Raw genomic sequence first — 22374 nt, 5'->3', positions numbered from 1 at the left:
GGACAACTGCGCGGCATCCACAACCGGCCTTCCGTCATCCCCAATGTCCCCACTGCCTTTCCACACCCCCATTCACGTCGCACGCTGCGAAAACGTTCGATTCCCACAGTTCCCACAGCCCCTACTACGACGATGAATCAGTTATCTAGAGAGATCTCACATGCTCTTAGGTGCTGGGGACTGTGGGGAAAACTCCGATCCGAGCCTCCGAACACCAACGGCACCGAAGAAGGAAGCTGCAGACGCGCCTTCGCCGCCCGGCGCACCGTTTCGTCGCACGGTCGGGGTACGGTCGGCTCCCCAGCACGGCGAAGGACGGCATCACATCGACGGTGCTGCCACCATCGACGTCGGATGCACCGAGGCCCATCCCGAGAAGCAACAGGGCCTGCCCTACCCGCAGCAGGGCCAGCGTTTTGATGGAGGCGAGGAATGAAGTTCCGGGTCGAGCGCGAGTCGCTTGCCGACGCCGTCGCGTGGACGGCGAAAAGCCTGCCGGCGCGGCCGCCGGTGCCGGTGCTGGCCGGCGTTCTGCTGGAGACTGACAACGACCGGTTGACCGTCTCGGGCTTCGACTACGAGGTCTCCAGCCAGATGGGCGTGGACGTCCAGACCGACACGCCCGGCCGCGTCCTGGTCTCCGGCCGTCTACTCGCCGAGATCACCCGGGCGCTCCCGAACCACCCGGTCGAGCTCGACGCCGACGAGGCGCGCGCTGAGATCGTCTGCGGCACCGCCCGGTTCACGCTGCCGACCATGCCGGTGGAGGACTACCCGACGCTGCCGGAGATGCCCACGGTCGCCGGTGCCGTCGATGCCGACGAGTTCGCCAGCGCGGTCTCCCAGGTCGTCGTCGCGGCAGGCAAGGACGACACCCTCCCGGTCCTCACCGGCGTCCGGCTGGAGTTCGAAGGCGACCGGCTGACGATGCTCGCCACCGACCGGTATCGATTGGCGGTGCGCGAACTCACCTGGCGTCCCGGCGCTCCGGACGTCAGCCAGCACGCGCTGGTGCCGGCCCGCACGCTCTCCGACACCGCACGCGCGATGTCGTCGGGCACCGAAGTCACGCTCGCGCTGAGCCAGGGCACCACCGGCGAGGGTCTGATCGGGTTCTCCGGCGCTGGGCGGCGAACCACCACCCGCCTGCTCGACGGTCAGTTCCCGCCGGTCCGGTCGCTCTTCCCCGACACCCACGCGATCCAGGCCAAGGTCCCGACCGCCACGATGATCGAGGTCGTCAAGCGGGTGTCGCTGGTCGCCGAGCGGAACACCCCGGTGCGGCTCGCGTTCACCACGGGGACGCTCACCGTCGAGGCGGGCGGCACCGAGGACGCGCGGGCGTCCGAGTCCACCGATGCGGTGTTCGACGGCGAGGACATCGAGATCGCGTTCAACCCGCAGTTCCTGCTCGACGGCTTGAACGCGCTCGGCACCGAGGTCGCCGTGCTCTCCTGCACCACCCCGCTCAAGCCGGCCGTGCTGACCGGCGAAGAGGCCGACGCCGAGTCCAAGCCGGTCAACGAGAGCGCCTACCGGTACTTGCTGATGCCTGTCCGGGTCTCCCAGTAACGGCGGCGTTTCCCAGTAGCAGCGGCCCGCGGCAGGGGTCGTTCCGTGTCGGTTCCCCGGCCCGTCGACAGATAGCCGGGGACCGGTTGACATCTGCCTGCCGGGCACGGGGAAGAATCGATCATGAAGCGTCCGGTGTGTGGAGACGGTCTGGCCGGGGCACGGCTGTCGAACTGGGCGCCTGCGGCACCTAGGCCACGACCGGTCGCTTCGTGGAACACCGACCCGGCCGGCAACCGCCACGCGAAGACTGGGCCATCAGAACGCAGGGGAGAGCAGCATGGAGATCGGCCTCATCGGGCTCGGCAAAATGGGCGGCAACATGCGCGAGCGCCTGCGCCGCGCTGGTCACACCGTCATCGGTTACGACCGCAACCACGAGATCGCCGACGTCGGCAGCCTGACCGAGCTCGTGGACGCGTTCACGAGCTCGCCGCGGGTCGTCTGGGTCATGGTGCCCGCGGGCGAGCCCACCCGGGACACCGTCAAGGAGCTGGGCCAGCTGCTTTCGGCCGGTGACGTGGTCGTCGACGGTGGTAACTCCCGCTTCACCGACGACAAGATCAATGCCGACCTGCTCGCCGAGAAGGGCATCGGCTACGTCGACGCCGGCGTCTCCGGCGGTGTCTGGGGCCTGCAGAACGGCTACGCACTGATGGTCGGCGGCTCCGCCGAGCACGTCGCGGTCGTCCAGCCGTTCTTCGATGCGCTCAAGCCGGAGGGCGAATCGGGGTTCGTGCACGCCGGCCCGATCGGTGCAGGCCACTTCTCGAAGATGGTTCACAACGGCATCGAGTACGGCATGATGCAGGCCTACGCGGAGGGCTACGAGCTGCTGGCCGCCACCGACGTCGTCGAGGACGTGCCGGGCGTGCTGAAGAGCTGGACGCAGGGCACCGTGGTCCGCTCCTGGCTGCTCGACCTGCTGGTCAACGCGCTGGAGGAAGACCCCGACCTCGACGAGATCAAGGGCTACGTCAACGACTCCGGCGAGGGACGGTGGACCGTCGAAGAGGCGATCAACCACTCGGTGCCGATGCCCGTGATCACCGCCGCGCTGTTCGCTCGGTTCAGCTCCCGGCAGGACGACTCGCCGGCGATGAAGGCCGTCGCGGCGCTGCGGAACCAGTTCGGTGGCCACGCGGTCACCAAGGCGGCCAAGGTGGCGGCCGAGGCCGGCGCCGGTGGCCCTGGCGGAACCGTCGACTCCTGATCGCACCGGCCGTTCTCACTGTATGAAGGGGAAATGAACACGGATCGGGCCGGGGACCCCCACCGGTTGGGCGGCACCCACGTCCGCCACCTGTCTCTGGTCGACTACCGCAGCTATCCCGCGGTGTCGGTCGATCTCGAGCCCGGCCCGAACGTGTTCGTCGGCCCGAACGGCCAAGGCAAGACCAACCTGGTCGAGGCGATCGGCTACGTCTCGACCCTGGGGAGTCACCGGGTGGCGACGGACGCACCGCTGGTGCGGGCGGGCGCCACCCGGGCGGTGATCCGCGCGGCCGTCGTCCGGGACGCCCGCGAGCTGCTCGTCGAGCTGGAGATCGTGCCGGGCAAGGCCAACCGCGCCCGTCTCAATCGATCGCCGGTCGCCCGGCCACGGGACGTTCTCGGGGCGCTGCGGACCGTGCTGTTCGCCCCCGAAGACCTCGCACTCGTGCGTGGCGACCCGGCCGAGCGTCGTCGGTTCATCGACGAACTGCTGGTCGCCCGTTCGCCCCGCTACGCCGCGGTCCGCGCCGACTACGACCGGGTTCTGAGACAACGCAACGCGCTGCTCCGCACGGCCGCGTCCGCGCGTCGCGCCGCCAAGGGAGCCGGCGACCTCCGGACCCTGGAGGTCTGGGACGGGCACCTGGCCGCGCACGGCGCCGAGCTGCTGGCCGGTCGGCTCGAGGTACTCAGCGCGCTGGAGCCGTACGTCGCGAAGGCCTACGACGCGGTCAGCGCGGGCAAGGGCCGCACCCGCCTCGCTTACCGGTCGTCCACGCACGGCGATTCAGCCACCGACCTGCCCGAGCCGGTCACCGACCGTCCGGAGTTCAACGTCGACGTCGCCGACCTGACCCACCGGATCCTGGAGTCGCTGGCCGCGTCGCGGAGCCAGGAGATCGAGCGGGGCATCACCCTGGTCGGCCCGCACCGCGACGACGTCGTGCTCTGGCTCGGTGACCTGCCGGCGAAGGGTTACGCCAGCCACGGCGAGGGCTGGTCCTACGCGCTCGCCCTCCAGCTGGGCAGCTACGACCTGCTCAGCGCGGACGGTGGTGAGCCGGTCCTCATCCTCGACGACGTCTTCGCCGAACTCGACACCCAACGCCGTGATCGCCTGGCGGGACTGGTCCGGGATGCGTCCCAGGTGCTGGTGACCGCGGCTGTCGCCGCGGACGTTCCGTCAGCGCTGCAGGGTGTACGGTTCGATGTCGCGGCGGGGGAGGTCACTCGTGTCTGACGAAGCAGCGGACGCTACGCCGGCAGCGCCCGGCGGCGGAACGAAGCCGCTCGCCGGTGCACAGCTGGCACGGGCCGCTCTGGACGCTGCCCGTGCGGCGGGCCGCACGTACACCACCCGTCCCGGGGCACCGGCGCGCCAGCCCGGCGACGGTCAGAGCCCCAAGCGACGTCGCTGGAGCGGCGCCGGCCCGGACCCGCGCGATCCCCAGCCGCTGGGCCGCCTGGTGCGTCGGATGGTGGCCGAGCGCGGTTGGGACCGCGCTACGGCCGAAGCGCGGGTGCTGGGGGACTGGCCCACCCTCGTCGGCCCGGAGATCGCGGCGAAATCCCGCCCGGTCGGACTGCGTGACGGGGAGCTGACCCTCCAGGCGGAGTCCACAGCCTGGGCGACCCAGCTGCGCCTGCTCTCCGGCAAACTGCTCGGGCTGCTCTCCGCCGAGGTGGGGCCCGACATCGTCCGGAAGATCCGGGTGCACGGGCCGTCCTCGCCGAGCTGGAAGCGGGGACCGCTCTCCGTCCGCGGCCGTGGGCCGCGCGACACCTACGGCTGACCCAGCCCCTGGCGCAGCGCCCGGACGTGGCCCCGAGGCCACCCGCGGCTGCGGAGGCCACCCGCGGCTCAGGGCCGCAGACGGGACCGCCGCTGCGTCTCGGCGGACGGCCGGAACCGGTCCGGCTCCTCCGCGTACTCCTCGAGCGTGTGCGCGACCCATCCCGCACACCGCGCGACCGCGAGGATGGCCAGCCCGGCGTCGGCGGGCATCCCGGCGGTGAACGTCAGCGCCGCCACTCCGAAGTCGATCGTCGGAGCCAGCGGCCGACCGCGCTGACCGGTCGCGAGGAACTGCTCCACGGCTTCCCACCGGCCGCGGTGCGGCGGTTCGGCGGCGAGCACGTCGATGAGCGTCCGGCCGCGGGGGTCGCCGTCCGGGTAGAGCGGGTGGCCGAATCCCGGCAGCTGGTTCGCCTGGTCGAGCAGGCGCGCGACCACCGCGACGCTGCCGTCCCGTTCGGCCTCGACCAGTGTCCGGTGCACCAGCGCGGTCGTTCCGCTCTCCACCGGGCCGTCCAGGCTGTAGAGCGCGGCTCCGATCGCCGCGTACGGGTGCGCGCGGGCCGACGCGGCGACCCGAGCCGCGAGCGTCGACGCGGTCACCGCGTGGTCGGCGAGCAGACCGAGTGCGGTGTTCAGGGATGCCACGGTGGTCGGCTCGGCGGGGAGCGAGGTCAGGACGCCCCACAGCCGCTGCGCCACGGATTCGGCGTCCGCGTCCCTCTCCCGCCTGCGCGGTAGACCGTCCACCAGCGCACCGATCAGCGTGGCGGCCGTGACCATCACGGCCTCGGGCCGGAGGTCGGCGCGCAACGGGTCGACCGCGCCGACCGCTGCGACGATCGCCCGGATGCGGTCCAGGAGCCGGGCGCCGTCCGGAAGCGCATCGGCGGCCGCACGGCCGGCCTCGACGAACTCAGCGGGCCCGGCGAACGGCGGCATCGGCCGACCGGCCGACCACAGCCAGCCGGCGACGGCCTCGAACGACTCGGTGCGCGCCATCTCGCAGGCGTCCCGTCCGCGATACCAGAGCCGCTGGTCACGGATCTCGCTCACCGCGGTGCGGACCACGACCCCGTTGCCTGCGGCCGCAACCGGGGTCCTCGGCTGCTGCGCCATCGAGTCGAGCTCGGCCGGATCGAAGAAGCTCGTGCGGCCGTCGGCGCCTCGAACCCGGGACAGCAGGCCGCGGCTCACGTACGCGTAGAGCGTTGCCGGTTTGACGCCGAGCCGGCGGGCGGCTTCCGCGGTGGACAGCAAGGAGACCTCGTCGGTCATCCTTCACCTCCCCGCTCGCCCGGCCTGCCCACATTGATCAATGTATCGATGCGCCGGGCCAGCGGGCTGGCGGTATCCACAGGTGTCTTGTGGATATGTGGATCAACATCGATCGACCCGAGTTGTCGGGCAGGTCGGCAGGGCGGAATCAGGCGAGCGTGCGGGCGATTTCGGTGCCGAGTCGGTGGCCGGACAGCCAGGCGGTCTCGATGCGGGGAGATCCCCACGCGTCTCCGCACAAGCCGATCCGTGCCTCGCCGTAGTGGTACGGCGTCGCGCGTGGCTCGACCGGGCGTGCCCGCGCCCACGGCTCGACGTAGATCCAGCTCGGCGGCTCGGGGATGTCGAGGACGCTGCGCACGGTGTCGATCACGGCGACGGCGGCCTGGTGCGGGTCGTCGAGGTGCGCCGCTGCGAACTCGGCCGTGGAGTGGGCGACCAGCACCGGTGCGGAGTCCCCTCGTCGCCGGCCGTCGTCCGCGATCCACTCCACGACCTGATCGTCGTGCACGAAGACCCCGTCCACGTCCCAGCGCCTGCTCGACCAGCCCGCAGCGACCGCGATCACCGGTGACCAGGGGGTATCCGCGGTGAGATCCCGCTCTTCCGTGCAGGCCGGGTCGAGCAGCCGGTGCGCCTCCGGGTCGGGTACCGCGAGCACGACCGCGTCGGCGGGCCAGCCATTGACGCGTGGACCGGGCTCGACGCTGGTCACCGGATCGCCGAGCGACACCATCAGCCCGCTCGCGAGGTCCTCGACGAGCGTGCGGAGGCCGCCGCGGCTGCCGTAGCGCACGGGTCCGTCCTCGCCGGGGGTGGTTCCGTGCGGCGTGTGGACGGCGAACGCGCTGGTCCAGGGGTGGGCGAGCCCGCGCCGTACCCAGTCGTCGACGACGGTGCGGAAAGCCTCGTCGCGGCAGGTGAAGTACGACGCGCCGAGGTCCACCGGCCGACCGTCCAGCCGACGGGTCGCCATCCGCCCACCAACGGATTCGGATAGTTCCCGGACCACTACTCGGTGACCGGCGCCGACGAGCGCTCTCGCACACGCGAGACCCGCGATCCCGGCTCCGATGATCTGCACGTCAGCCGCCATGCATCCATCGTCACAGTTCGTCCCGCAGCGCGCGCTGCAGCCCACCGTGATCCAGGTGGATCTATGTTGATCAACATAGATCAGCACGGATCGCGCGACCGAGAAGCGGCCGAAGGAAGCAGCGGTCACCGGCCTGCGGCGGGCGGGCCGACCACGCCCCTCCTGCGGTGACGAGAGTTATCCACAGGCTTCCTGTGGATATGTGGATCAAGCCCAATCGACATTGATCGACAAAGATCATCTGCGAATCGCGAAACCCACGGAGCACACCGTTCTCGGTCGCTTCACCGTCCAACTCGGCCACCGGCGCGGCCGCTAAAGTCATTCGGCATGGCGACTTCGGCGGCCGAGAAGCGACGGCTCCTCGAGCGATTGGGTCAAGTCGAGCGCCAAGCCGCGAGCCTCACTCAGCTGAAACAACAGATCCACGAGGCGGTCTCGCAGGTCGACTCGGCGATCGCCGGCACCGCCACCGGTTACGACCGGAAGGTCCTCGACCAGCTCCAGATGAACCTCGACGAGTTGGACCGATCGATCGAGCTGATGCGGAACGCGGTCATCGAAGGGCGCCGGTTCGTCGCGACGGTGCCTGAGTGACGGGCCTGAGTGATCCCGACATCGGCAGCTATTCATCCTCAGGCGATGTGAGAATGGATACGCAGAGCAGGCGAGCCAGTACGGAAGGTTGTTCCGATGGCATCTGAGTTGGAGCGGATCGCCGGTCGACTCCGGTTCCTCTCCGACCAGGCCCAGCGGCAGCGGAGCCCCGTCGTGGAGGTCTCGCAGAAGCTCCGCGACGCCGCGAGCGTGGTGGCCACCATTCGGTTCGAGCAGCCCGAGGGGCCACCGATCACCGCACCGCCGAGTCTGGCCGCGCACCTCAACCAGGCCGCCGACCGCGCGCGGGACGCCGTGGCGCCGTTGACCCAGACGGCCGAGCTGCTTCGCACCTTCGCCGCGCGGCTGGCCGCGGGCGGCACCGCGTCCACTGCCGGTCCGGGCGGAAGTTACCCGGCGCCCCGCGCCCCGGTGAGCGATCCGCCGTCGGCCGGGAGCGGTCCGTCGGGCGCCGTCGCCGACCGCCCCGCCGGAGTGTCCTCGCCTCCGCCGGCGTCCAGGGGAGCCGGCTCGGTTGGGCCGTCGGGGTACGGTCGCTACCCGACTACCACGGCGTCGAGCCTCGCGCCGGGAAACCGGTCGTACGAAGTCGGCAGCCAGCCCCAGTAGGTACCCACGCGGATGGGGGCCGAAAGCGTCAGCTAGCCCACAGGACGCGCCGCTGCGACTTCCTGTCGGACCGGACGGCTAGACTGGCTCCGTACCCGCGCGTGTCAGGCTTGCGCCGCGCTGCACTCAGTTCGGTGCCCCCGCACCGGTCGGAGTGGCGTGGTGAGGAAAACGCCTGTGCGCCCGACGCCGCCGGACCGCCGGTGGAGAGAGCAGCCGAGGCCAGTCCGTGTCAGAAAAGAAGAAGTCCGGCTACAGCGCCAGCTCCATCACTGTTCTCGAAGGCCTCGAAGCAGTTCGCAAGCGGCCAGGTATGTACATCGGCTCCACCGGTGAGCGCGGCCTGCACCACATGGTGTGGGAGGTCGTGGACAACGCGGTCGACGAAGCGCTCGCCGGCTACTGCGACCGGGTCGAGGTGACGCTGCTCGACGACGGTGGCGTCCGGGTCGTCGACAACGGCCGTGGCATTCCGGTCGGCATGCACCCGGTCGAGAAGCGCCCGGCGGTCGAGGTCGTCCTTACCGTCCTGCACGCGGGCGGCAAGTTCGACGGCAAGTCGTACGCGGTCTCCGGCGGTCTGCACGGCGTCGGCGTCTCGGTCGTGAACGCGCTGTCGCACAAGCTCGAGGTCGAGATCAAGACCGACGGCTACGTCTGGTACCAGCCGTACGTGAACACCCAGCCGGCCGCCAAGCTCGAGAGGCGCGGCGCGACCAGCGAGCACGGCACGTCGATCACGTTCTGGGCCGATCCGACGATTTTCGAGGAGACGGTCTACAACCTCGAGACGATCCGTCGCCGCATGCAGGAGATGGCGTTCCTCAACCGAGGGCTGACGCTGATCCTGCGGGACGAGCGCGACCCGGACGGCGACCGGGGCGAGAAGCCCCGCGAGTACACCTACCAGTACAAGGGCGGCATCGCCGACTACGTGCGGTTCCTGAACGACAAGAACACGCCGATCCACAAGAGCGTCATCGAGTTCGCCGGCGAGGGTCAGGGTCTCTCCGTCGAGGTCGCGATGCAGTGGAACGAGAGCTACCGCGAGTCGATCCATTCGTTCGCCAACACGATCAACACCCACGAGGGCGGCACGCACGACGAGGGCTTCCGCACCTCGCTGACGAGCATCGTCAACCGGTACGCGAAGGAGAAGAAGCTCCTCCGCGGCAGCGACGACAACCTCACCGGCGACGACATCCGCGAGGGTCTCGCGGCGATCATCAGCGTGAAAATCGCCGACCCGCAGTTCGAGGGCCAGACGAAGACGAAGCTCGGCAACACCGAGGTGAAGTCGTTCGTCCAGAAGATCTGCAACGAGTGGCTCAACGACTGGTTCGAGCGCAACCCCAGCGAGGCGCGGTCGATCATCCAGAAGGCCTCCGCGGCGTCCCGGGCGCGGATCGCCGCCCAGCAGGCCAGGAAGCTGGCTCGCCGGAAGAGCGCGCTCGACTCGAACGCGATGCCCGGCAAGCTGTCGGACTGCCAGTCCTCCGACCCGCGCGAGTGCGAGCTCTACATCGTGGAGGGTGACTCGGCCGGCGGTTCGGCGAAGCAGGGCCGCGACCCGAGGTTCCAGGCCATCCTGCCGATCCGCGGCAAGATCCTGAACGTGGAGAAGGCCCGGATCGACCGGGTGCTCAAGAACAACGAGGTCCAGTCGCTGATCACCGCGCTGGGCACCGGCATCCACGACGAGTTCGACATCGAGAAGCTCCGCTACCACAAGATCGTGCTGATGGCCGACGCCGACGTCGACGGCCAGCACATCCGGACGCTGCTGCTGACGCTGCTGTTCCGCTTCATGAAGCCGCTCGTCGAGCTCGGCCACGTCTACCTGGCCCAGCCGCCGCTGTACAAGGTGAAGTGGAACAAGAAGGGCGACGACGCCCAGTACGCGTTCTCCGACCGTGAGCGCGACGGCCTGATCCGGCTACGTCAGGAGAAGAACCCCAAGGCCAAGCCGGACGACATCCAGCGGTTCAAGGGTCTCGGCGAGATGAACTACCCCGAGCTCTGGGAGACCACGATGAACCCGGCGACCCGGACGTTGCTCCAGGTGACGCTCGACGATGCGGCGGTCGCCGATGAGTTGTTCAGCGTCCTGATGGGGGAGGACGTCGAGGCGCGCCGCTCGTTCATCCAGCAGAACGCCAAGGATGTCCGTTTCTTGGACATCTAACGAGATTGTTGTCCGTGGTGTGGAAACGCCGGTAAGGGACTGCAAATGCGCCGAAGCGCACATGGTATCCGCCGGGAGTTGTCCACACTGTTCACAGCCTCATCCACACCGTAAAACGGCATATCGTACATAACTCCCGCTCGTGGGAACGATATCCACACCGGAAGGCAGTTCGTGACCGAGACGACGACCCCGCCACCCTCCGGCGACCGCGTCGAGCCAGTCGGGCTCGAAGTGGAGATGCAGCGCAGCTACCTCGACTACGCGATGAGCGTCATCGTCGGGCGTGCGCTGCCGGACGTGCGGGACGGCCTCAAGCCCGTGCACCGCAAGGTCCTGTACGGGATGTACGACGGCGGCTACCGACCGGAACGTGGGTACGTGAAGTGTTCCCGCGTCGTCGGCGACGTGATGGGGCAGTTCCACCCCCACGGCGACACCTCGATCTACGACACCCTGGTCCGGATGGCGCAGCCCTGGTCGCTGCGCCATCCGCTGATCGACGGCAACGGCAACTTCGGATCGCCGGGTAACGACCCGGCCGCCGCCATGCGGTACACCGAGTGCCGGCTCGATCCGCTGGCCATGGAGATGGTTCGGGACATCGACGAAGACACCGTCGATATGGTCGCGAACTACGACGGCCGGGCCACCGAGCCGGCGATCCTGCCTGCGCGGTTCCCGAACCTGCTGGTCAACGGCTCGGCCGGGATCGCGGTCGGGATGGCTACGAACATCCCGCCGCACAACCTCCGCGAGGTCGCCTCCGGTGTCCAGTGGTGCCTGGACAACCCGGAGGCCTCCGAAGAAGAGACGATCGTCGCGCTCGCGGCGCGGATCAAGGGCCCGGACTTCCCGACCGGCGCGCTGATCGTCGGCGCCGAGGGCATCGCGGACGCCTACCGAACCGGTCGTGGGCTGGTCCGGATGCGTTCGGTCGTCGAGGTGGAGGAAGACCGCCGCGGTCGGCAGATGCTCGTCGTCACCGAGCTGCCGTACCAGGTCAACCCCGACAACCTGGCCGAGCGCATCGCCGAGCTGGTGAAGGAAGGCAAGCTCGGTGGCATCGCCGACATCCGCGACGAGTCGTCCGGCCGGACCGGGCAGCGCCTGGTGCTGGTGCTCAAGCGGGACGCCGTCGCCAAGGTCGTGCTGAACAACCTGTACAAGCACACCCAGCTGCAGGACTCGTTCGGCGTCAACATGCTCGCGATCGTCGACGGTGTCCCCCGGACCCTGAACATCGCGCAGATGCTCCGGTACTACGTCGCCCACCAGGTCGAGGTCATCGTCCGGCGCACCCGCTACCGCCTCCGCAAGAAGGAGGAGCGGGCCCACATCCTGCGCGGTTACCTCAAGGCGCTGGACGCGCTCGACGAGGTCATCGCGCTGATCCGGGCTTCGGATACCGTCGATATCGCGCGCACCGGCCTGATGCAGCTTCTGGAGATCGACGAGCTGCAGGCCACCGCCATCCTGGACATGCAGCTGCGTCGACTGGCCGCTCTCGAGCGCCAGAAAATCATCGACGAGTACAACCAGTTGATGGAGGACATCGCCGAGCTCGAGTCGATCCTCGCCAGCGACGAGAAGCAGCGCCAGATAATCGGCGACGAGCTCGCCGCGATCGTCGACAAGTACGGCGACGACCGGCGGACCAAGATCCTGCCGTACGACGGCGACGTTTCGATGGAAGACCTGATCGCCGAGGAGCCGGTGGTCGTCACGATCACCCGCACCGGCTACGCCAAGCGCACCAAGGTCGACCTCTACCGGTCGCAGCGGCGTGGCGGCAAGGGCGTGCAGGGGGCGGCGCTCAAGCAGGACGACATCGTCGCGCACTTCTTCGTCTGCTCGACCCACGACTGGATCCTGTTCTTCACGAACAAGGGCCGCGTCTACCGGGTGAAGGCGTACGAGCTGCCGGAGGCGAGTCGCACGGCCCGCGGCCAGCACGTGGCGAACCTGCTCGCCTTCCAGCCCGACGAACAAATCGCCGAAGTCATCGAGATCCGCACGTACGAGGACGCGCCGCACCTCGTGCTGGCCACTCGGAACGGGCTGGTCAAGAAGACCAAGCTCACCGAGTTCGACTCGAACCGGCAGGGCGGCGTCATCGCGATCAACCTGCGCGACGGCGACGAGCTGGTGGGCGCGGAGCTGATCAACGAGAGCGACAACCTGCTGCTGGTCAGCAAGCAGGCTCAGGCGATCTGCTTCAAGGCGGACGACGAGTCGCTGCGCCCGATGGGCCGGGCTACCTCGGGTGTCATCGGGATGCGGTTCACCGGCGAGGACGAACTTCTCTCCATGCACGTGGCTCGCGAGGGTATGGACGTCCTTGTCGCCACCGAAGGTGGTTTCGCCAAGCGGACACCAATTGAGGAGTATCCGGTCCAAGGTCGTGGTGGTAAGGGGGTAGTCACTGCCAGGATCGTGTCCAAGCGCGGACGGCTCATCGCAGCTCTTGCGGTAACCACCGATGATGAGCTCTTCGCTATCACGTCTAACGGTGGCGTGATCCGGACGCCGGTGCGGCAGGTTCGCCGTACTCGTGACCGGAACACGATGGGGGTGAAGCTCATGGAGCTCCCTGCCGGGGTGACACTGGTGGCGATCGCGCGCAACGAGGACGAACCTGACGGACAGGACGGCTGATGACTGACTCCGAGAGCACGGACGGTCCGGGCGCTCAGAACTCGAGCGGCCCGGCCCGGGCGTCCGCCGCGGTGGGAAAGGCCACCGTCGGCCGTGCCACCGTGGGAGGCGCCGCTACGCCGTCGCGTGACACCGGTCGGAGCGGCACCGCCGCGCCGTCGGCCAAGCCGGCGGCGCCGAAGCAGCCCGCGAAACCGGGGGCGACCGACGCCTCGTCCGCGACGACGAAGCCGGCCGGTGCTCCGGCGTCGGCCACCGGCTCGCCGGCCGGCACGGGGAGCGGGGGCGCCAAGCCGGCCACCGCCGGGCCCACGACGCCGTCCGCGGCCGCCGGGGCGTCCACGCCGACTAAGGCCTCCAACCCGACGAAGCCAGCGGCTGCCAAGAGCACGCCGTCGCCCGCGTCGACGACTCCGGCGTCCGGTGGCTCGGCGAACGGAGCCACCCGCCCGGCGACGAAGAGCCAGGGCACCACGTACGGCAAGCCGGTGGCGAACCCTGCTCCGGCCGCCGCGTCCGGTTCGCCGGCGTCCCCGACGTCCGGGAGCGGAGCCGGCAGCGCCACCGCCCGCACCGCGGCGGCGGCGAAGCCGCCGACGTCCTCCCCGCCGGCGGCGGCCACCGCGTCGATGCCGTCGTTCGATCGGGACACCAGCGTGTCGCAGGCCGCCCGGCCTGCGGCCGCGTCGGTCAGCCCGCCGGCTGCCCACGCGGTGGGCAGCCCGGCCGGGAGCGGGGCCACGCCGACCAGTGCGGCGCCCGTCTCCGGCGGCTCAGCGGGCCAGTCGAGCGGCGCTGCGGCCCCTCCCCGGGTTCAGGTCGGGGAGGCCGTCCGATCGGCGCGACAGACCGTGTCGGCGGCCGCGAGTCGGGGCCCGCGCCGGGCTCGGCTGCAGCTGAAGAAGGTCGACCCGTGGTCGGTGATGAAGTTCTCGTTCGCGGTGTCGCTGGTGCTGTTCATCGCGTCGGTGGTGGCCACGTCGATCCTGTACATGGTCCTCGGCGCCCTCGGCGTGTGGGACAGCCTGAACGAGACGATCAGCACGGTCACCGCGGGGCAGGACGGTAGCCAGGGAATCGACCTGGCGATCACGGCGAAGATGGTGATCGGTGGGTCCGCGCTGCTCGGAGCCGTCAACATGGTGCTGTTCACGGCGCTGGCGACGCTCGGCGCGTTCATCTACAACGTGTGTGCGGACCTGGTCGGCGGTGTCGAGCTGACGCTCGCCGAGCGGAACCAGTAAGGCTGGGAAGTCCGCTCCTAGCGGAGCCCGCTGCCCGACGGGGGTAGCGGGTTTGGGGCGGGGCGGACGGGTAGGGTAATCTTTCGTCCGCGTCGGGGGCTATAGCTCAGTCGGTTAGAGCGCATCGCTGATAACGATGAGGTCGCTGGTTCGATTCCAGCTAGCCCCACCAGCGCCCGCAATGGCGGGTGCGGAGAAGGGAGCATTCTCCATGTGGAAGAAGGCGCTCGTGCTCGCGGCTGTCGCGGGTATCGCCGTTCTGGCTGCCAAGAAATTCAAGGAAGCCAGCGACGAGCGTGAGCTCTGGCACGAAGCCACCACGGCGCCCGACCACCGCTGAATAGCTCCCGCCGCTACGGCGTCCTGCGGTCCGCCGACGGCGCGCGCGGGGACGTAGCTCAATTGGCAGAGCACCGCCTTTGCAAGGCGGGGGTTAGGGGTTCGATTCCCCTCGTCTCCACTCCTTCGGGCAGGTCCTCCCTCCCGTAAAGCTTCATCAGGACGCTGGATCCGGGCCGTGCGAACACTCGCACGGTCCGCTTCGTTTTCCCGGCGGCCGCAGACGAGACCTCGCCCAGGGCTGTGGCGGCGGCGCTACGGTCGCGGACGCGCCGGAAAGCCCCATTCGCGCAACCCTCGCTCGTAATGAGTCACCCGTTCCCTATCCCCGCAATAACGGAAAATGCCTCCTTGTTGGCACCGGGGAGGCTATTTAGGCTCGGCGGCAAGGTCTCCGACCTGCCACTATGCCCGAAATCAATCACGCCAAGTGACGAGAGAATGCGCACAGTAACAACGCACTCATCTCTTCGGACGGAACAATCCACAGACTTCTGATCGCTGGGTCGATTCTTCATCTCCTTGGCTATGCTCCTGTCGACTGGTCGCGATGTACCTGCCAAAGCGCCGAAATGCGCTGGTAGAGAGACGCGAATCAGGCGATCGACCGGAAGTCGCCGGACTGACGGTCGGCCGGGAGTAGGGCCGCTGCACACCGTGGTGCGGCGGGGGTCGAGTACTCCATCGCCGCCCGCCGTTGCGGGTTGAGTGCGACGGAGGACTGGCGCCCATACACTTCTGGCTGTTCTTCGCGCTACCCCGGGCGGCGGCGCGACTGACGCTAGGGAGCGTGATGGCAGTAGGCCTGCAGGAGGCCCGGTCGGCCACGCCGGCCGAACCGCCGAGTCCGGCCACGTTCCGCTCCCCGGTGCCGCCGAAGAAGCCGAAGTCCCCGCCGTGGGCCAAGGTCTGTGTGGTGCTCGGTGCGGTCCTGGTCGTGCTGGCTGGCGGTACCCTCACCGCCGCCTACGGGCTGAACCACCGCTACGAGAGCAAGCTGAAGCGCGCGGACATTCTGGGCGACCTCTCGGACGAACAGTCCACCTACACCGAGGGTCCGCTGAACTTCCTGATCCTCGGTTCGGACGACCGGGCGAACGACCCGGACTTCGCCGCGTCCGAGGGCACGCGTTCGGACACGATCATGATGGCCCATATCGACAAGACGCTGAGCAAGGCGTACATCGTGTCGATCCCGCGGGACAGCTACGTCGACATTCCCGCGTCCGGGGACGGCAAGTGGGAGGGCGGCAAGAACAAGATCAACGCCGCCTACCAGTACGGCGGCCCGGCGTTGACCGCGAAGACCGTCCAGCAGCTGACCGGCGTCTCGCTCAACGGCGCGTTCCTGCTCGACTTCAACAGCGTCCGGAAACTCGTCGGCATCGTCGGCGGCGTCGAGGTCTGCATTCCGTTCTCGATGTCCTCGATCCACACCGACCGGACGTGGAAAAAGGGCTGCAACTTCCTCACCGCCGACGGCGCGCAGGACTTCATGCGTCAGCGCAAGACCGTTCCGGGTGGGGACTTCGGTCGCATGCAGAACCAGCAGCGCGTCGTCCTCGCGGTCGCGAAGAAGATGACGACGAAGGGCGTGCTGACCGACCCGGGCAAGCTCGACAGGCTGCTGACCACGGTCGCCGAGTCGGTGACCGTCGACGAGAACGTTGACCTGCCCGACCTCGCGCTCGGCATGAAGAAGCTGCGTCCCACGAACCTGCGGTGCACGACGCTCCCGTTCATCACCGACGACCTGTCGACGCCCTACGGAAGCTCGGTGGAGCTCGACCCGGTGAAGGGTGAGGAACTCTTCGCGGCGATGCGCAACGACACGATGGACCAGTACCTGGCTGCCAACCCGCCGAAGCCCGCCGGTGGCGTGACGCCGTCCGCGGGGACGTGCTCGTAAAGACCCGGCGGCGGGACGAGATCCTCACGATCGCGGTCGAGCTCTTCGCCCGCCGCGGGTACCACGGTGTCTCGATGGACGACATCGGTGCGGCGGCCGGGGTCACCGGCCCGGCGCTGTACCACCATTTCGCCGGTAAGGAGGCGATGCTCGCCGCGGCGTTCACGCCGGTGTGCGAGCACCTCCTGGCCGAAGGGCGGCAGCGGGCCTCGGCCGCGCCCGATGCGATCACCGCACTCGGCTCGTTGGTCGACTTCCACGTGTCGTTCGCGCTCGGCAACCCCGCGGTGATCAGCCTCTACCTGCACGAGATCGACCGCTTACCGCAGGACAGCCGACGAACGATCCGCCGCCTCCAACGCGAGTACGTCGAGGAGTGGGTCGCGGTACTGGGCAAGGTTCGACCGGAGTGGGACCCTGCCCGCGCGCGGGCGGCCGCCCATGCGGCGTTCGGCTTGATGAACGCCACGCCGTTCCTGGACGACGAGCTCGACCGGTCGGACGCCGCGACGTTGCTGGGCCGCCTCGCGCTGGACGCCCTGCTCCCCCGCTGACCGGCTGTTCGGTCGGGACTAGCCACCTGCATCGATCCGCACGTACACCGGTACCTCACCCCACGATTCACCCGCTATACCACGGGGTATCAAGCCCACCGCTGGGCCGCGAAGCCGCACCCACGGAGCGTCCTCGGCCCGTCCTCAGCGGAAAGGGGTGGGTCGCGTGACGACCGAATTAGCAGCGAAACTCGACGTCAACGGGATCGACTACACGATCCTCGGCATCTACTTCGTCATCGTCATCGCGATCGGACTGCTCGCCCGGCGTGCGGTGGCAACCAGCGAGGACTTCTTTCTCTCCGGCCGTGCCCTGCCGGCCTGGGTGACCGGGTTAGCGTTCGTCGCGGCGAACCTCGGTGCGCTGGAGATCCTCGGCATGGCCGCCAACGGTGCCGAGTACGGCATCTCGACGGTGCACTTCTACTGGATCGGCGCGGTCCCGGCCATGGTCTTCCTCGGCCTGGTCCTGATGCCGTTCTACTACAGCACGCGCGTCCACAGCGTCCCCGAGTACCTGCGCCGGCGGTTCAACCGGCCGACGCACGCGTTCAACGCGCTGACGTTCGCCGTGGCGTCCGTGCTCACCGCGGGCGTCAACCTGTACGCGCTCGGCCTGATCATCCAGAGCTTGCTCGGCTGGCCTCTGTGGCTGGCCATCTTCATCTCGGCGTTCTTCGTCCTCGTCTACATCACGCTCGGCGGCCTCTCCGGCGCGATCTACACCGAGGTGCTCCAGTTCTTCGTCATCCTCGCCGGTCTGATCCCGCTGGTGGTCGTGGGTCTGTCCGCGGTCGGCGGCTGGGATGGCCTGCAGGACCAGGTCAGCCAGAACACCGAGATCGGCGGTGCGGCGTTCAGCCAGTGGGGCGGTACGGCTCCAGGGGACGCCACCAACCCGCTCGGCGACTGGATCGGCATCGTCTTCGGTCTCGGCTTCGTGCTCTCGTTCGGTTACTGGACGACGAACTTCGCCGAGGTGCAGCGCTGCCTCTCGGCCAAGGACCTCTCGGCCGCTCAGCGCACGCCGCTGATCGGGGCGTTCCCGAAGATCTTCATCCCGGCGCTGACGATCATTCCGGGTCTCGTGGCGCTCGTTCTCATCCCCAAGCTCGGTCAGCAGGGCGGCCCGACGTACAACGACGCGATTCCGGAGCTGATGGCGAGGTTCCTGCCGAACGGCGTACTCGGGATCGCGCTGACCGGTCTGCTGGCCGCGTTCATGGCCGGTATGGCGGCGAACGTCAGCTCGTTCAACACGGTCTTCACCTACGACCTGTGGCGGCCGTACGTCGTCAAGAACCGACCGGACCGGTACTACCTGCAGGTCGGCCGCATCATCACGGTCATCGGCATCCTGATCGGCATCGGCACCGCGTTCATCGCGGCCGGCTACGAGAACATCATGAACTACGTCCAGGCGCTGTTCTCGTTCTTCAACGCGCCGCTGTTCGCGACGTTCATCGTCGGTGTGTTCTGGAAGCGGATGACTCCGTGGGCCGGTTTCGCCGGCCTCGTCTCCGGCACCGTCGCGGCGGTCGCCTCCTGGATCACGCTGAACGGCAAGTTCGGCGTTCCGGAGATCGTCTACATCGAGTCGGTGCAGAGCCGGAACTTCTACGGCGCGATCGCCGCCTTCGTGGTCGACGTCGTCGTGACCCTCATCGTCACGATGGTCACCAAGCCGAAGCCGCTCGACGAGGTCAAGGGTCTGATCTGGGGCGTTCCCGACCCCGACAACCCGGACGCCGCCGACGCGCAGAAGGTCCGTCGTTGGTGGGAGTCGCCGAAGCTGCTCGGCTTCTCCGCCCTCGGTATCACAGCCGTTCTGTCCGTGATCTTCCTCTGAGATAGGAGACGATCTCATGTCCGAGACCGACGAGGAAGTACACGCCAAGTCCGCGTCCCGCAGCCTGTTCGACCTGCGGTGGTTGATCGCCGGCCTGTTCGTCGTCTACGGCGGCTTACTGATCGTGCTCGGGATCTTCGACTCCGAGGCCGAGGTGCAGAAGGCCGACGGGATCCGGATCAACCTCTGGACCGGCGTCGGGATGTTCATCCTGGGAGCTCTGTTCGGGCTGTGGTCCTGGTTGCGGCCGCTCCGCCCGGATGCGCCCGCGTCGGTGGCCGCCCAGTCCGAGGAACGCCAGCCGGAGGCCTGAACGCAGAAGCCCGGGGTGGCCGTGAAGGCTACCCCGGGCTTCCGGTGTCAGCTGTCAGTGGGTCCGCGGTGGGACGTCGGCGTTGAACGCGCGCAGCGTCCACTCGTCGAACCGTCGCGCCACGAGTGCGGCCCCGTTGCGAATCATGCTGACCGTGAGTCGGCTGGGAGCCAACAGAACGGGCATCGACCTCTCCTCTTCGCGGTTCACTCGGTGTTCCAGGACGCTTCCCAGCCTACTGGATCGATACAGACACCCAACGGGTTCGCCCGGTGTACCGAGTCACACCGATGCGCGGACGTCATCCGTAAGACAGGGGTCCGACTTCCTACCGGCCTATTCTTGAGCGGTTGGTCCGCGGTAGGTAACTCCGAGCGGGAGGTGACGGCATGGTCAACAGTGAAATCCGGCCCACAGAGGTGCACTCCTCTGATCGGCAGCGATCGCGGCCGATGGCGCGTGCATTGGCCGCGCCGGTCCGGACGCTCGGCAAGGTCCTGCCCCGCCCGTTGACCGGATCGCCCTCGGCGGCCGCCTCACACCCGTCCCGCGATCCCGGCTCGGCGATCGTGGACTGCGGCCTCTACATCGACGGCGTCCGCCGGCCCGGACGGATGGACTACGTCGCCGCGCTGGAGGCCGCGAAGCGCAACGACAACGCGTTCGTCTGGCTCGGGCTGCACGACGCGACGTCCGACGAATTCGCCGACATCGCGAAGACGTTCGGCCTGCACGAACTCGCGGTCGAGGACACGATCGTGGCGTTCGCCCGGCCCAAGCTCGAGCGCTACGCCGACGTCACGTTCGTCGTGATCAAGACCGCGCGCTACATCCGCAACGGCGCGCTCACCGCCACCAGCGAGGTCGTCGAGACCGGCGACGTGATGCTGTTCCTCGGTGAGCGCTTCGCGATCACCGTGCGGCACGGCGACGCCTGCCGCCTCCGCGGCGTCCGGGCGAACCTGGAGCAGCGCGAAGACCTCGTGCGGCAAGGGCCGTGGGCGGTGTTCCACGCCGTGGTCGACCAGATCGTCGACCGGTACGTCGAGGTCGTCGACGCGATCGAGGACGACATCGACGAGTTGGAGGCCAGCGTCTTCGACAACTCGAACGTCGACATCCCACGGATCTACAAACTCAAGCGGGAGGTCGTGGAGCTCAAGCGGGCCGTGCTGCCGCTCGCGCGACCGTTGGAGAGCCTGGTCAGCGGTGCGGTGATGAGCGTTCCCCAGGAGATCCGGCGGTACATCCGGGACGTCGCGGACCACCACAGCCGCGTGGTCGACCAGATCGCCAGCTTCGACGACCTGCTGAACTCGATCCTGCAGGCGAGCCTCGCGCAGGCCGGTATCCAGCAGAACAACGACATGCGGAAGATCTCGGCGTATGCGGCGATCGGCGTCGTGCCCACCGCGGTCGCCGGCATCTACGGGATGAACTTCGAGTACATGCCCGAGTTGGGCTGGCGCTTCGGCTACCCGATGATCTTGTTCATCATCTTCGTCATCTGTTTCGGCCTGTACCGATTGTTCAAAAAGTCCGAATGGCTTTGACCGGGCAGCGAGGGGCCCGCGACCGGATCGGTCGCGGGCCCCTCGCTACTCGGGGGAACTACAGGTCAGCTACGCCGGCTGTTGGCCTCGGCAGCGTCCTTGACCGACGACGCGGTCGTCTCGGTCGTGGGCTCGACGGCTCCGGGGATCGGGGTCGTCTTGTCCTTCGCCGTCTTGTCGCCCGTGCTGCTCACGGCTTCCTTGGCGGACGTCGCAGCGCTGGACACGCGCTCGGCAACCTGGTCGGCCTTCTCCTTCACCGTGCTACGGGTGTCGGGCTCGACCAGGTCGTACTCCTCCCACTCCGGCTGCCGGTTGCGCCGGGCGGCGAGCGCCGCACCAGCACCGACGGCGGTGCCGGCCGCCAGCGCACCGAGCATCCACGGCCACCGGCGACGCCGCTGACCACGGAGGGCGAGAGAAGTTTCCTTCGCCCGCTTGGCGGCTTCCCGCCGCTGGCTGCGAGTCTGCTTCTCGAACTTCTTCGCCGACTTCTTGACCTGCTTCTTGGAGGTCTGCTGAGCGTCGATCGCCGCCGCGACCAGCGGGGCGAGCGCGACCAGCAGTTGGTCGACCTTGGGCTTGGCGGTGCTGACCACGGAGTCGCGCGCGGACTCGACCCGCGGCGAAACGGCCTCCCTCGCCTGCTCGAGCGCGGACTCCAGCTTCGGAGCCACGACAACCCGAGCTGCCTCCACCTTCGGGGCGACGGCTACCCGCGCGGCGTCGACCTTCGGTCCGAGCGCATCACGCGCGCTGCCGACCGCCGGCTTGACCGCGTCCCGTGCCGCCCCGGCGGTCGCCACAGCGGCGTTGCGGAAGTGCTCGACCCCCGCCCCGACCTCTGTGCCGATCTCCTTGGCCTTGGCCGACGCCAGATCACGCGTCGAGGCCTTCTTGCGACGGAACACCATCTTGCCCCCTCTGTGTGGGTCCTCGATGTCCCTATCCTGCACGTCGGTCCAAGCTCGTACCAGCGTGGCAGGATAGGGCCTACACGATAGAGAGGAACTACCCCGTGGCCGACGATCTTTACGCCACTCTGCACACGAATTTCGGGCCGATCGCGATCAAGCTGTTCCCGAACCACGCGCCGAAGACCGTGCGCAACTTCGTGGGCCTGGCTGAAGGCAGCATCGACTGGACCCACCCGCGCACCGGCGAGCGTGGCCAGCGGAAGCTCTACGACGGCACGATCTTCCACCGGGTCATCGACGGATTCATGATCCAGGGCGGCGACCCGATCGGCACCGGCACCGGTGGTCCCGGTTACCAGTTCGCCGACGAGTTCCACCCCGACCTTGTGTTCAACAAGCCCTACCTGCTGGCGATGGCGAACGCCGGGCCGGGCACGAACGGCTCCCAGTTCTTCATCACGGTCGCGCCGACGCCGCACCTCAACCGGCGCCACACGATCTTCGGTGAGGTCGTCGACGCCGAGAGCCAGAAGGTCGTCGCCGCGATCGCGCAGGCGCCGACCGGCCGCGGCGACCGTCCGGTGCAGGACGTCGTGATCGAGAGCGTCACGATCGAGCAGCGTCCCTCCTGAGCCGACGTGGGTGACGCGCCCGGGAACTTCGTTCCCGG

21 protein-coding genes and 2 tRNA genes are annotated in these 22374 nt (G+C 68.6%); 18 read left to right on the top strand and 5 right to left on the bottom strand.

Annotation, left to right across the window (positions count from 1 at the left end):
* Positions 1 to 432 precede the first annotated feature (432 nt).
* From dnaN to ABEB28_RS30570, 4 genes are all read left to right on the top strand, one after another.
* Positions 433 to 1572 (top strand): DNA polymerase III subunit beta, encoded by a 1140-nt coding sequence (dnaN, locus tag ABEB28_RS30585; protein WP_345731716.1) that lies wholly within the window; start codon positions 433 to 435, stop codon positions 1570 to 1572.
* A 280-nt stretch (positions 1573 to 1852) separates the two neighbouring features.
* Positions 1853 to 2785 (top strand): phosphogluconate dehydrogenase (NAD(+)-dependent, decarboxylating), encoded by a 933-nt coding sequence (gene gnd / locus ABEB28_RS30580; RefSeq protein WP_345731715.1) that lies wholly within the window; start codon positions 1853 to 1855, stop codon positions 2783 to 2785.
* A gap of 33 nt (positions 2786 to 2818) precedes the next feature.
* Complete coding sequence (gene recF / locus ABEB28_RS30575) at positions 2819 to 4027, top strand: DNA replication/repair protein RecF (RefSeq protein WP_345731714.1); 1209 nt, start codon at positions 2819 to 2821, stop codon at positions 4025 to 4027.
* A complete protein-coding gene (locus ABEB28_RS30570; protein WP_376980795.1) occupies positions 3996 to 4580 on the top strand; it encodes a DciA family protein in 585 nt (194 codons plus the stop codon). The genes recF and ABEB28_RS30570 overlap by 32 nt, the downstream gene beginning before the upstream one ends.
* A gap of 68 nt (positions 4581 to 4648) precedes the next feature.
* Here ABEB28_RS30570 and ABEB28_RS30565 read toward each other — a convergent pair whose 3' ends face one another.
* Positions 4649 to 5860, bottom strand: a complete 1212-nt coding sequence (locus tag ABEB28_RS30565; RefSeq protein WP_345731712.1) for a citrate synthase — start codon at positions 5858 to 5860, stop codon at positions 4649 to 4651.
* Between the two features lie 148 nt (positions 5861 to 6008).
* Positions 6009 to 6956: an NAD(P)/FAD-dependent oxidoreductase gene (locus ABEB28_RS30560; protein ID WP_345731711.1), complete on the bottom strand. Its 948-nt coding sequence runs from the start codon at positions 6954 to 6956 to the stop codon at positions 6009 to 6011.
* Between the two features lie 330 nt (positions 6957 to 7286).
* Here ABEB28_RS30560 and ABEB28_RS30555 point away from each other — a divergent pair, with 330 nt between their 5' ends.
* The 4 genes from ABEB28_RS30555 to gyrA all read left to right on the top strand — a co-directional run bounded on the left by ABEB28_RS30555 (position 7287) and on the right by gyrA (position 13026).
* The gene (locus ABEB28_RS30555) at positions 7287 to 7553 is read left to right on the top strand and encodes a hypothetical protein (RefSeq protein ID WP_345731710.1); all 267 of its coding nucleotides are present in this window, start codon (positions 7287 to 7289) and stop codon (positions 7551 to 7553) included.
* A gap of 96 nt (positions 7554 to 7649) precedes the next feature.
* Positions 7650 to 8183: a hypothetical protein gene (locus ABEB28_RS30550; protein WP_345731709.1), complete on the top strand. Its 534-nt coding sequence runs from the start codon at positions 7650 to 7652 to the stop codon at positions 8181 to 8183.
* 229 nt (positions 8184 to 8412) lie between these two features.
* Positions 8413 to 10368 (top strand): DNA topoisomerase (ATP-hydrolyzing) subunit B, encoded by a 1956-nt coding sequence (gene gyrB / locus ABEB28_RS30545; RefSeq protein ID WP_345731708.1) that lies wholly within the window; start codon positions 8413 to 8415, stop codon positions 10366 to 10368.
* A 240-nt stretch (positions 10369 to 10608) separates the two neighbouring features.
* On the top strand, positions 10609 to 13026 hold the full coding sequence (gene gyrA, locus ABEB28_RS30540; protein ID WP_345732035.1) for a DNA gyrase subunit A: 2418 nt from the start codon (positions 10609 to 10611) through the stop codon (positions 13024 to 13026).
* 34 nt (positions 13027 to 13060) lie between these two features.
* Here gyrA and ABEB28_RS30535 read toward each other — a convergent pair whose 3' ends face one another.
* The gene (locus tag ABEB28_RS30535) at positions 13061 to 13768 is read right to left on the bottom strand and encodes a hypothetical protein (protein WP_345731707.1); all 708 of its coding nucleotides are present in this window, start codon (positions 13766 to 13768) and stop codon (positions 13061 to 13063) included.
* Between the two features lie 109 nt (positions 13769 to 13877).
* On the opposite strand from ABEB28_RS30535, the gene ABEB28_RS30530 reads away from it, so the two are divergent.
* From ABEB28_RS30530 to ABEB28_RS30495, 8 genes are all read left to right on the top strand, one after another.
* Positions 13878 to 14270: a DUF3566 domain-containing protein gene (locus tag ABEB28_RS30530; RefSeq protein ID WP_345731706.1), complete on the top strand. Its 393-nt coding sequence runs from the start codon at positions 13878 to 13880 to the stop codon at positions 14268 to 14270.
* Positions 14271 to 14365: 95 nt separating this feature from the next.
* Positions 14366 to 14442: transfer RNA gene (locus tag ABEB28_RS30525), tRNA-Ile, on the top strand.
* A 39-nt stretch (positions 14443 to 14481) separates the two neighbouring features.
* Entirely contained in the window at positions 14482 to 14610 is a 129-nt protein-coding gene (locus ABEB28_RS30520; protein WP_345731705.1) for a DLW-39 family protein, read from the top strand.
* A 47-nt stretch (positions 14611 to 14657) separates the two neighbouring features.
* Positions 14658 to 14730, top strand: a tRNA-Ala gene (locus tag ABEB28_RS30515).
* 672 nt (positions 14731 to 15402) lie between these two features.
* The gene (locus ABEB28_RS30510; RefSeq protein WP_345731704.1) at positions 15403 to 16518 is read left to right on the top strand and encodes an LCP family protein; all 1116 of its coding nucleotides are present in this window, start codon (positions 15403 to 15405) and stop codon (positions 16516 to 16518) included.
* Complete coding sequence (locus ABEB28_RS30505; RefSeq protein WP_345731703.1) at positions 16509 to 17072, top strand: TetR/AcrR family transcriptional regulator; 564 nt, start codon at positions 16509 to 16511, stop codon at positions 17070 to 17072. The genes ABEB28_RS30510 and ABEB28_RS30505 overlap by 10 nt, the downstream gene beginning before the upstream one ends.
* 166 nt (positions 17073 to 17238) lie before the next feature.
* A complete protein-coding gene (locus ABEB28_RS30500) occupies positions 17239 to 18921 on the top strand; it encodes a sodium:solute symporter family protein (protein ID WP_345731702.1) in 1683 nt (560 codons plus the stop codon).
* A 16-nt stretch (positions 18922 to 18937) separates the two neighbouring features.
* A complete protein-coding gene (locus ABEB28_RS30495; RefSeq protein WP_345731701.1) occupies positions 18938 to 19234 on the top strand; it encodes a hypothetical protein in 297 nt (98 codons plus the stop codon).
* 54 nt (positions 19235 to 19288) lie between these two features.
* On the opposite strand, the gene ABEB28_RS30490 is transcribed toward ABEB28_RS30495, so the two are convergent.
* Positions 19289 to 19420: a hypothetical protein gene (locus ABEB28_RS30490; protein WP_345731700.1), complete on the bottom strand. Its 132-nt coding sequence runs from the start codon at positions 19418 to 19420 to the stop codon at positions 19289 to 19291.
* A gap of 203 nt (positions 19421 to 19623) precedes the next feature.
* Here ABEB28_RS30490 and ABEB28_RS30485 point away from each other — a divergent pair, with 203 nt between their 5' ends.
* Positions 19624 to 20787, top strand: coding sequence for a magnesium and cobalt transport protein CorA (locus tag ABEB28_RS30485; RefSeq protein WP_376980799.1), 1164 nt, complete (start codon positions 19624 to 19626; stop codon positions 20785 to 20787).
* Between the two features lie 65 nt (positions 20788 to 20852).
* Here the strand turns inward: ABEB28_RS30485 and ABEB28_RS30480 are convergent, their stop codons facing one another.
* On the bottom strand, positions 20853 to 21701 hold the full coding sequence (locus ABEB28_RS30480) for a hypothetical protein (protein WP_345731698.1): 849 nt from the start codon (positions 21699 to 21701) through the stop codon (positions 20853 to 20855).
* 104 nt (positions 21702 to 21805) lie between these two features.
* Here ABEB28_RS30480 and ABEB28_RS30475 point away from each other — a divergent pair, with 104 nt between their 5' ends.
* Complete coding sequence (locus ABEB28_RS30475; protein WP_345731697.1) at positions 21806 to 22336, top strand: peptidylprolyl isomerase; 531 nt, start codon at positions 21806 to 21808, stop codon at positions 22334 to 22336.
* The last annotated feature ends 38 nt before the right edge of the window (positions 22337 to 22374 follow it).

The organism is Cryptosporangium minutisporangium (assembly GCF_039536245.1).
Lineage (GTDB): Bacteria > Actinomycetota > Actinomycetes > Mycobacteriales > Cryptosporangiaceae > Cryptosporangium > Cryptosporangium minutisporangium.
The sequence above is the reverse complement of the archived record's forward strand: the minus strand, read 5'-3'. Positions and strand labels throughout refer to the sequence as shown.

Bases quoted from the DNA above. Each gene is read 5' to 3' on its own strand.
- gyrA (WP_345732035.1), top strand. From the start codon at position 10,609: ATGCAGCGCAGCTACCTCGACTACGCGATGAGCGTCATCGTCGGGCGT.
- ABEB28_RS30570 (WP_376980795.1), top strand. From the start codon at position 3,996: ATGTCGCGGCGGGGGAGGTCACTCGTGTCTGACGAAGCAGCGGACGCT.
- recF (WP_345731714.1), top strand. From the start codon at position 2,819: ATGAACACGGATCGGGCCGGGGACCCCCACCGGTTGGGCGGCACCCAC.
- ABEB28_RS30510 (WP_345731704.1), top strand. From the start codon at position 15,403: ATGGCAGTAGGCCTGCAGGAGGCCCGGTCGGCCACGCCGGCCGAACCG.
- ABEB28_RS30485 (WP_376980799.1), top strand. From the start codon at position 19,624: ATGGTCAACAGTGAAATCCGGCCCACAGAGGTGCACTCCTCTGATCGG.
- ABEB28_RS30520 (WP_345731705.1), top strand. From the start codon at position 14,482: ATGTGGAAGAAGGCGCTCGTGCTCGCGGCTGTCGCGGGTATCGCCGTT.
- ABEB28_RS30550 (WP_345731709.1), top strand. From the start codon at position 7,650: ATGGCATCTGAGTTGGAGCGGATCGCCGGTCGACTCCGGTTCCTCTCC.
- ABEB28_RS30560 (WP_345731711.1), bottom strand. From the start codon at position 6,956: ATGGCGGCTGACGTGCAGATCATCGGAGCCGGGATCGCGGGTCTCGCG.
- ABEB28_RS30565 (WP_345731712.1), bottom strand. From the start codon at position 5,860: ATGACCGACGAGGTCTCCTTGCTGTCCACCGCGGAAGCCGCCCGCCGG.
- ABEB28_RS30555 (WP_345731710.1), top strand. From the start codon at position 7,287: ATGGCGACTTCGGCGGCCGAGAAGCGACGGCTCCTCGAGCGATTGGGT.
- ABEB28_RS30495 (WP_345731701.1), top strand. From the start codon at position 18,938: ATGTCCGAGACCGACGAGGAAGTACACGCCAAGTCCGCGTCCCGCAGC.
- dnaN (WP_345731716.1), top strand. From the start codon at position 433: ATGAAGTTCCGGGTCGAGCGCGAGTCGCTTGCCGACGCCGTCGCGTGG.
- ABEB28_RS30480 (WP_345731698.1), bottom strand. From the start codon at position 21,701: ATGGTGTTCCGTCGCAAGAAGGCCTCGACGCGTGATCTGGCGTCGGCC.
- ABEB28_RS30490 (WP_345731700.1), bottom strand. From the start codon at position 19,420: ATGCCCGTTCTGTTGGCTCCCAGCCGACTCACGGTCAGCATGATTCGC.
- gnd (WP_345731715.1), top strand. From the start codon at position 1,853: ATGGAGATCGGCCTCATCGGGCTCGGCAAAATGGGCGGCAACATGCGC.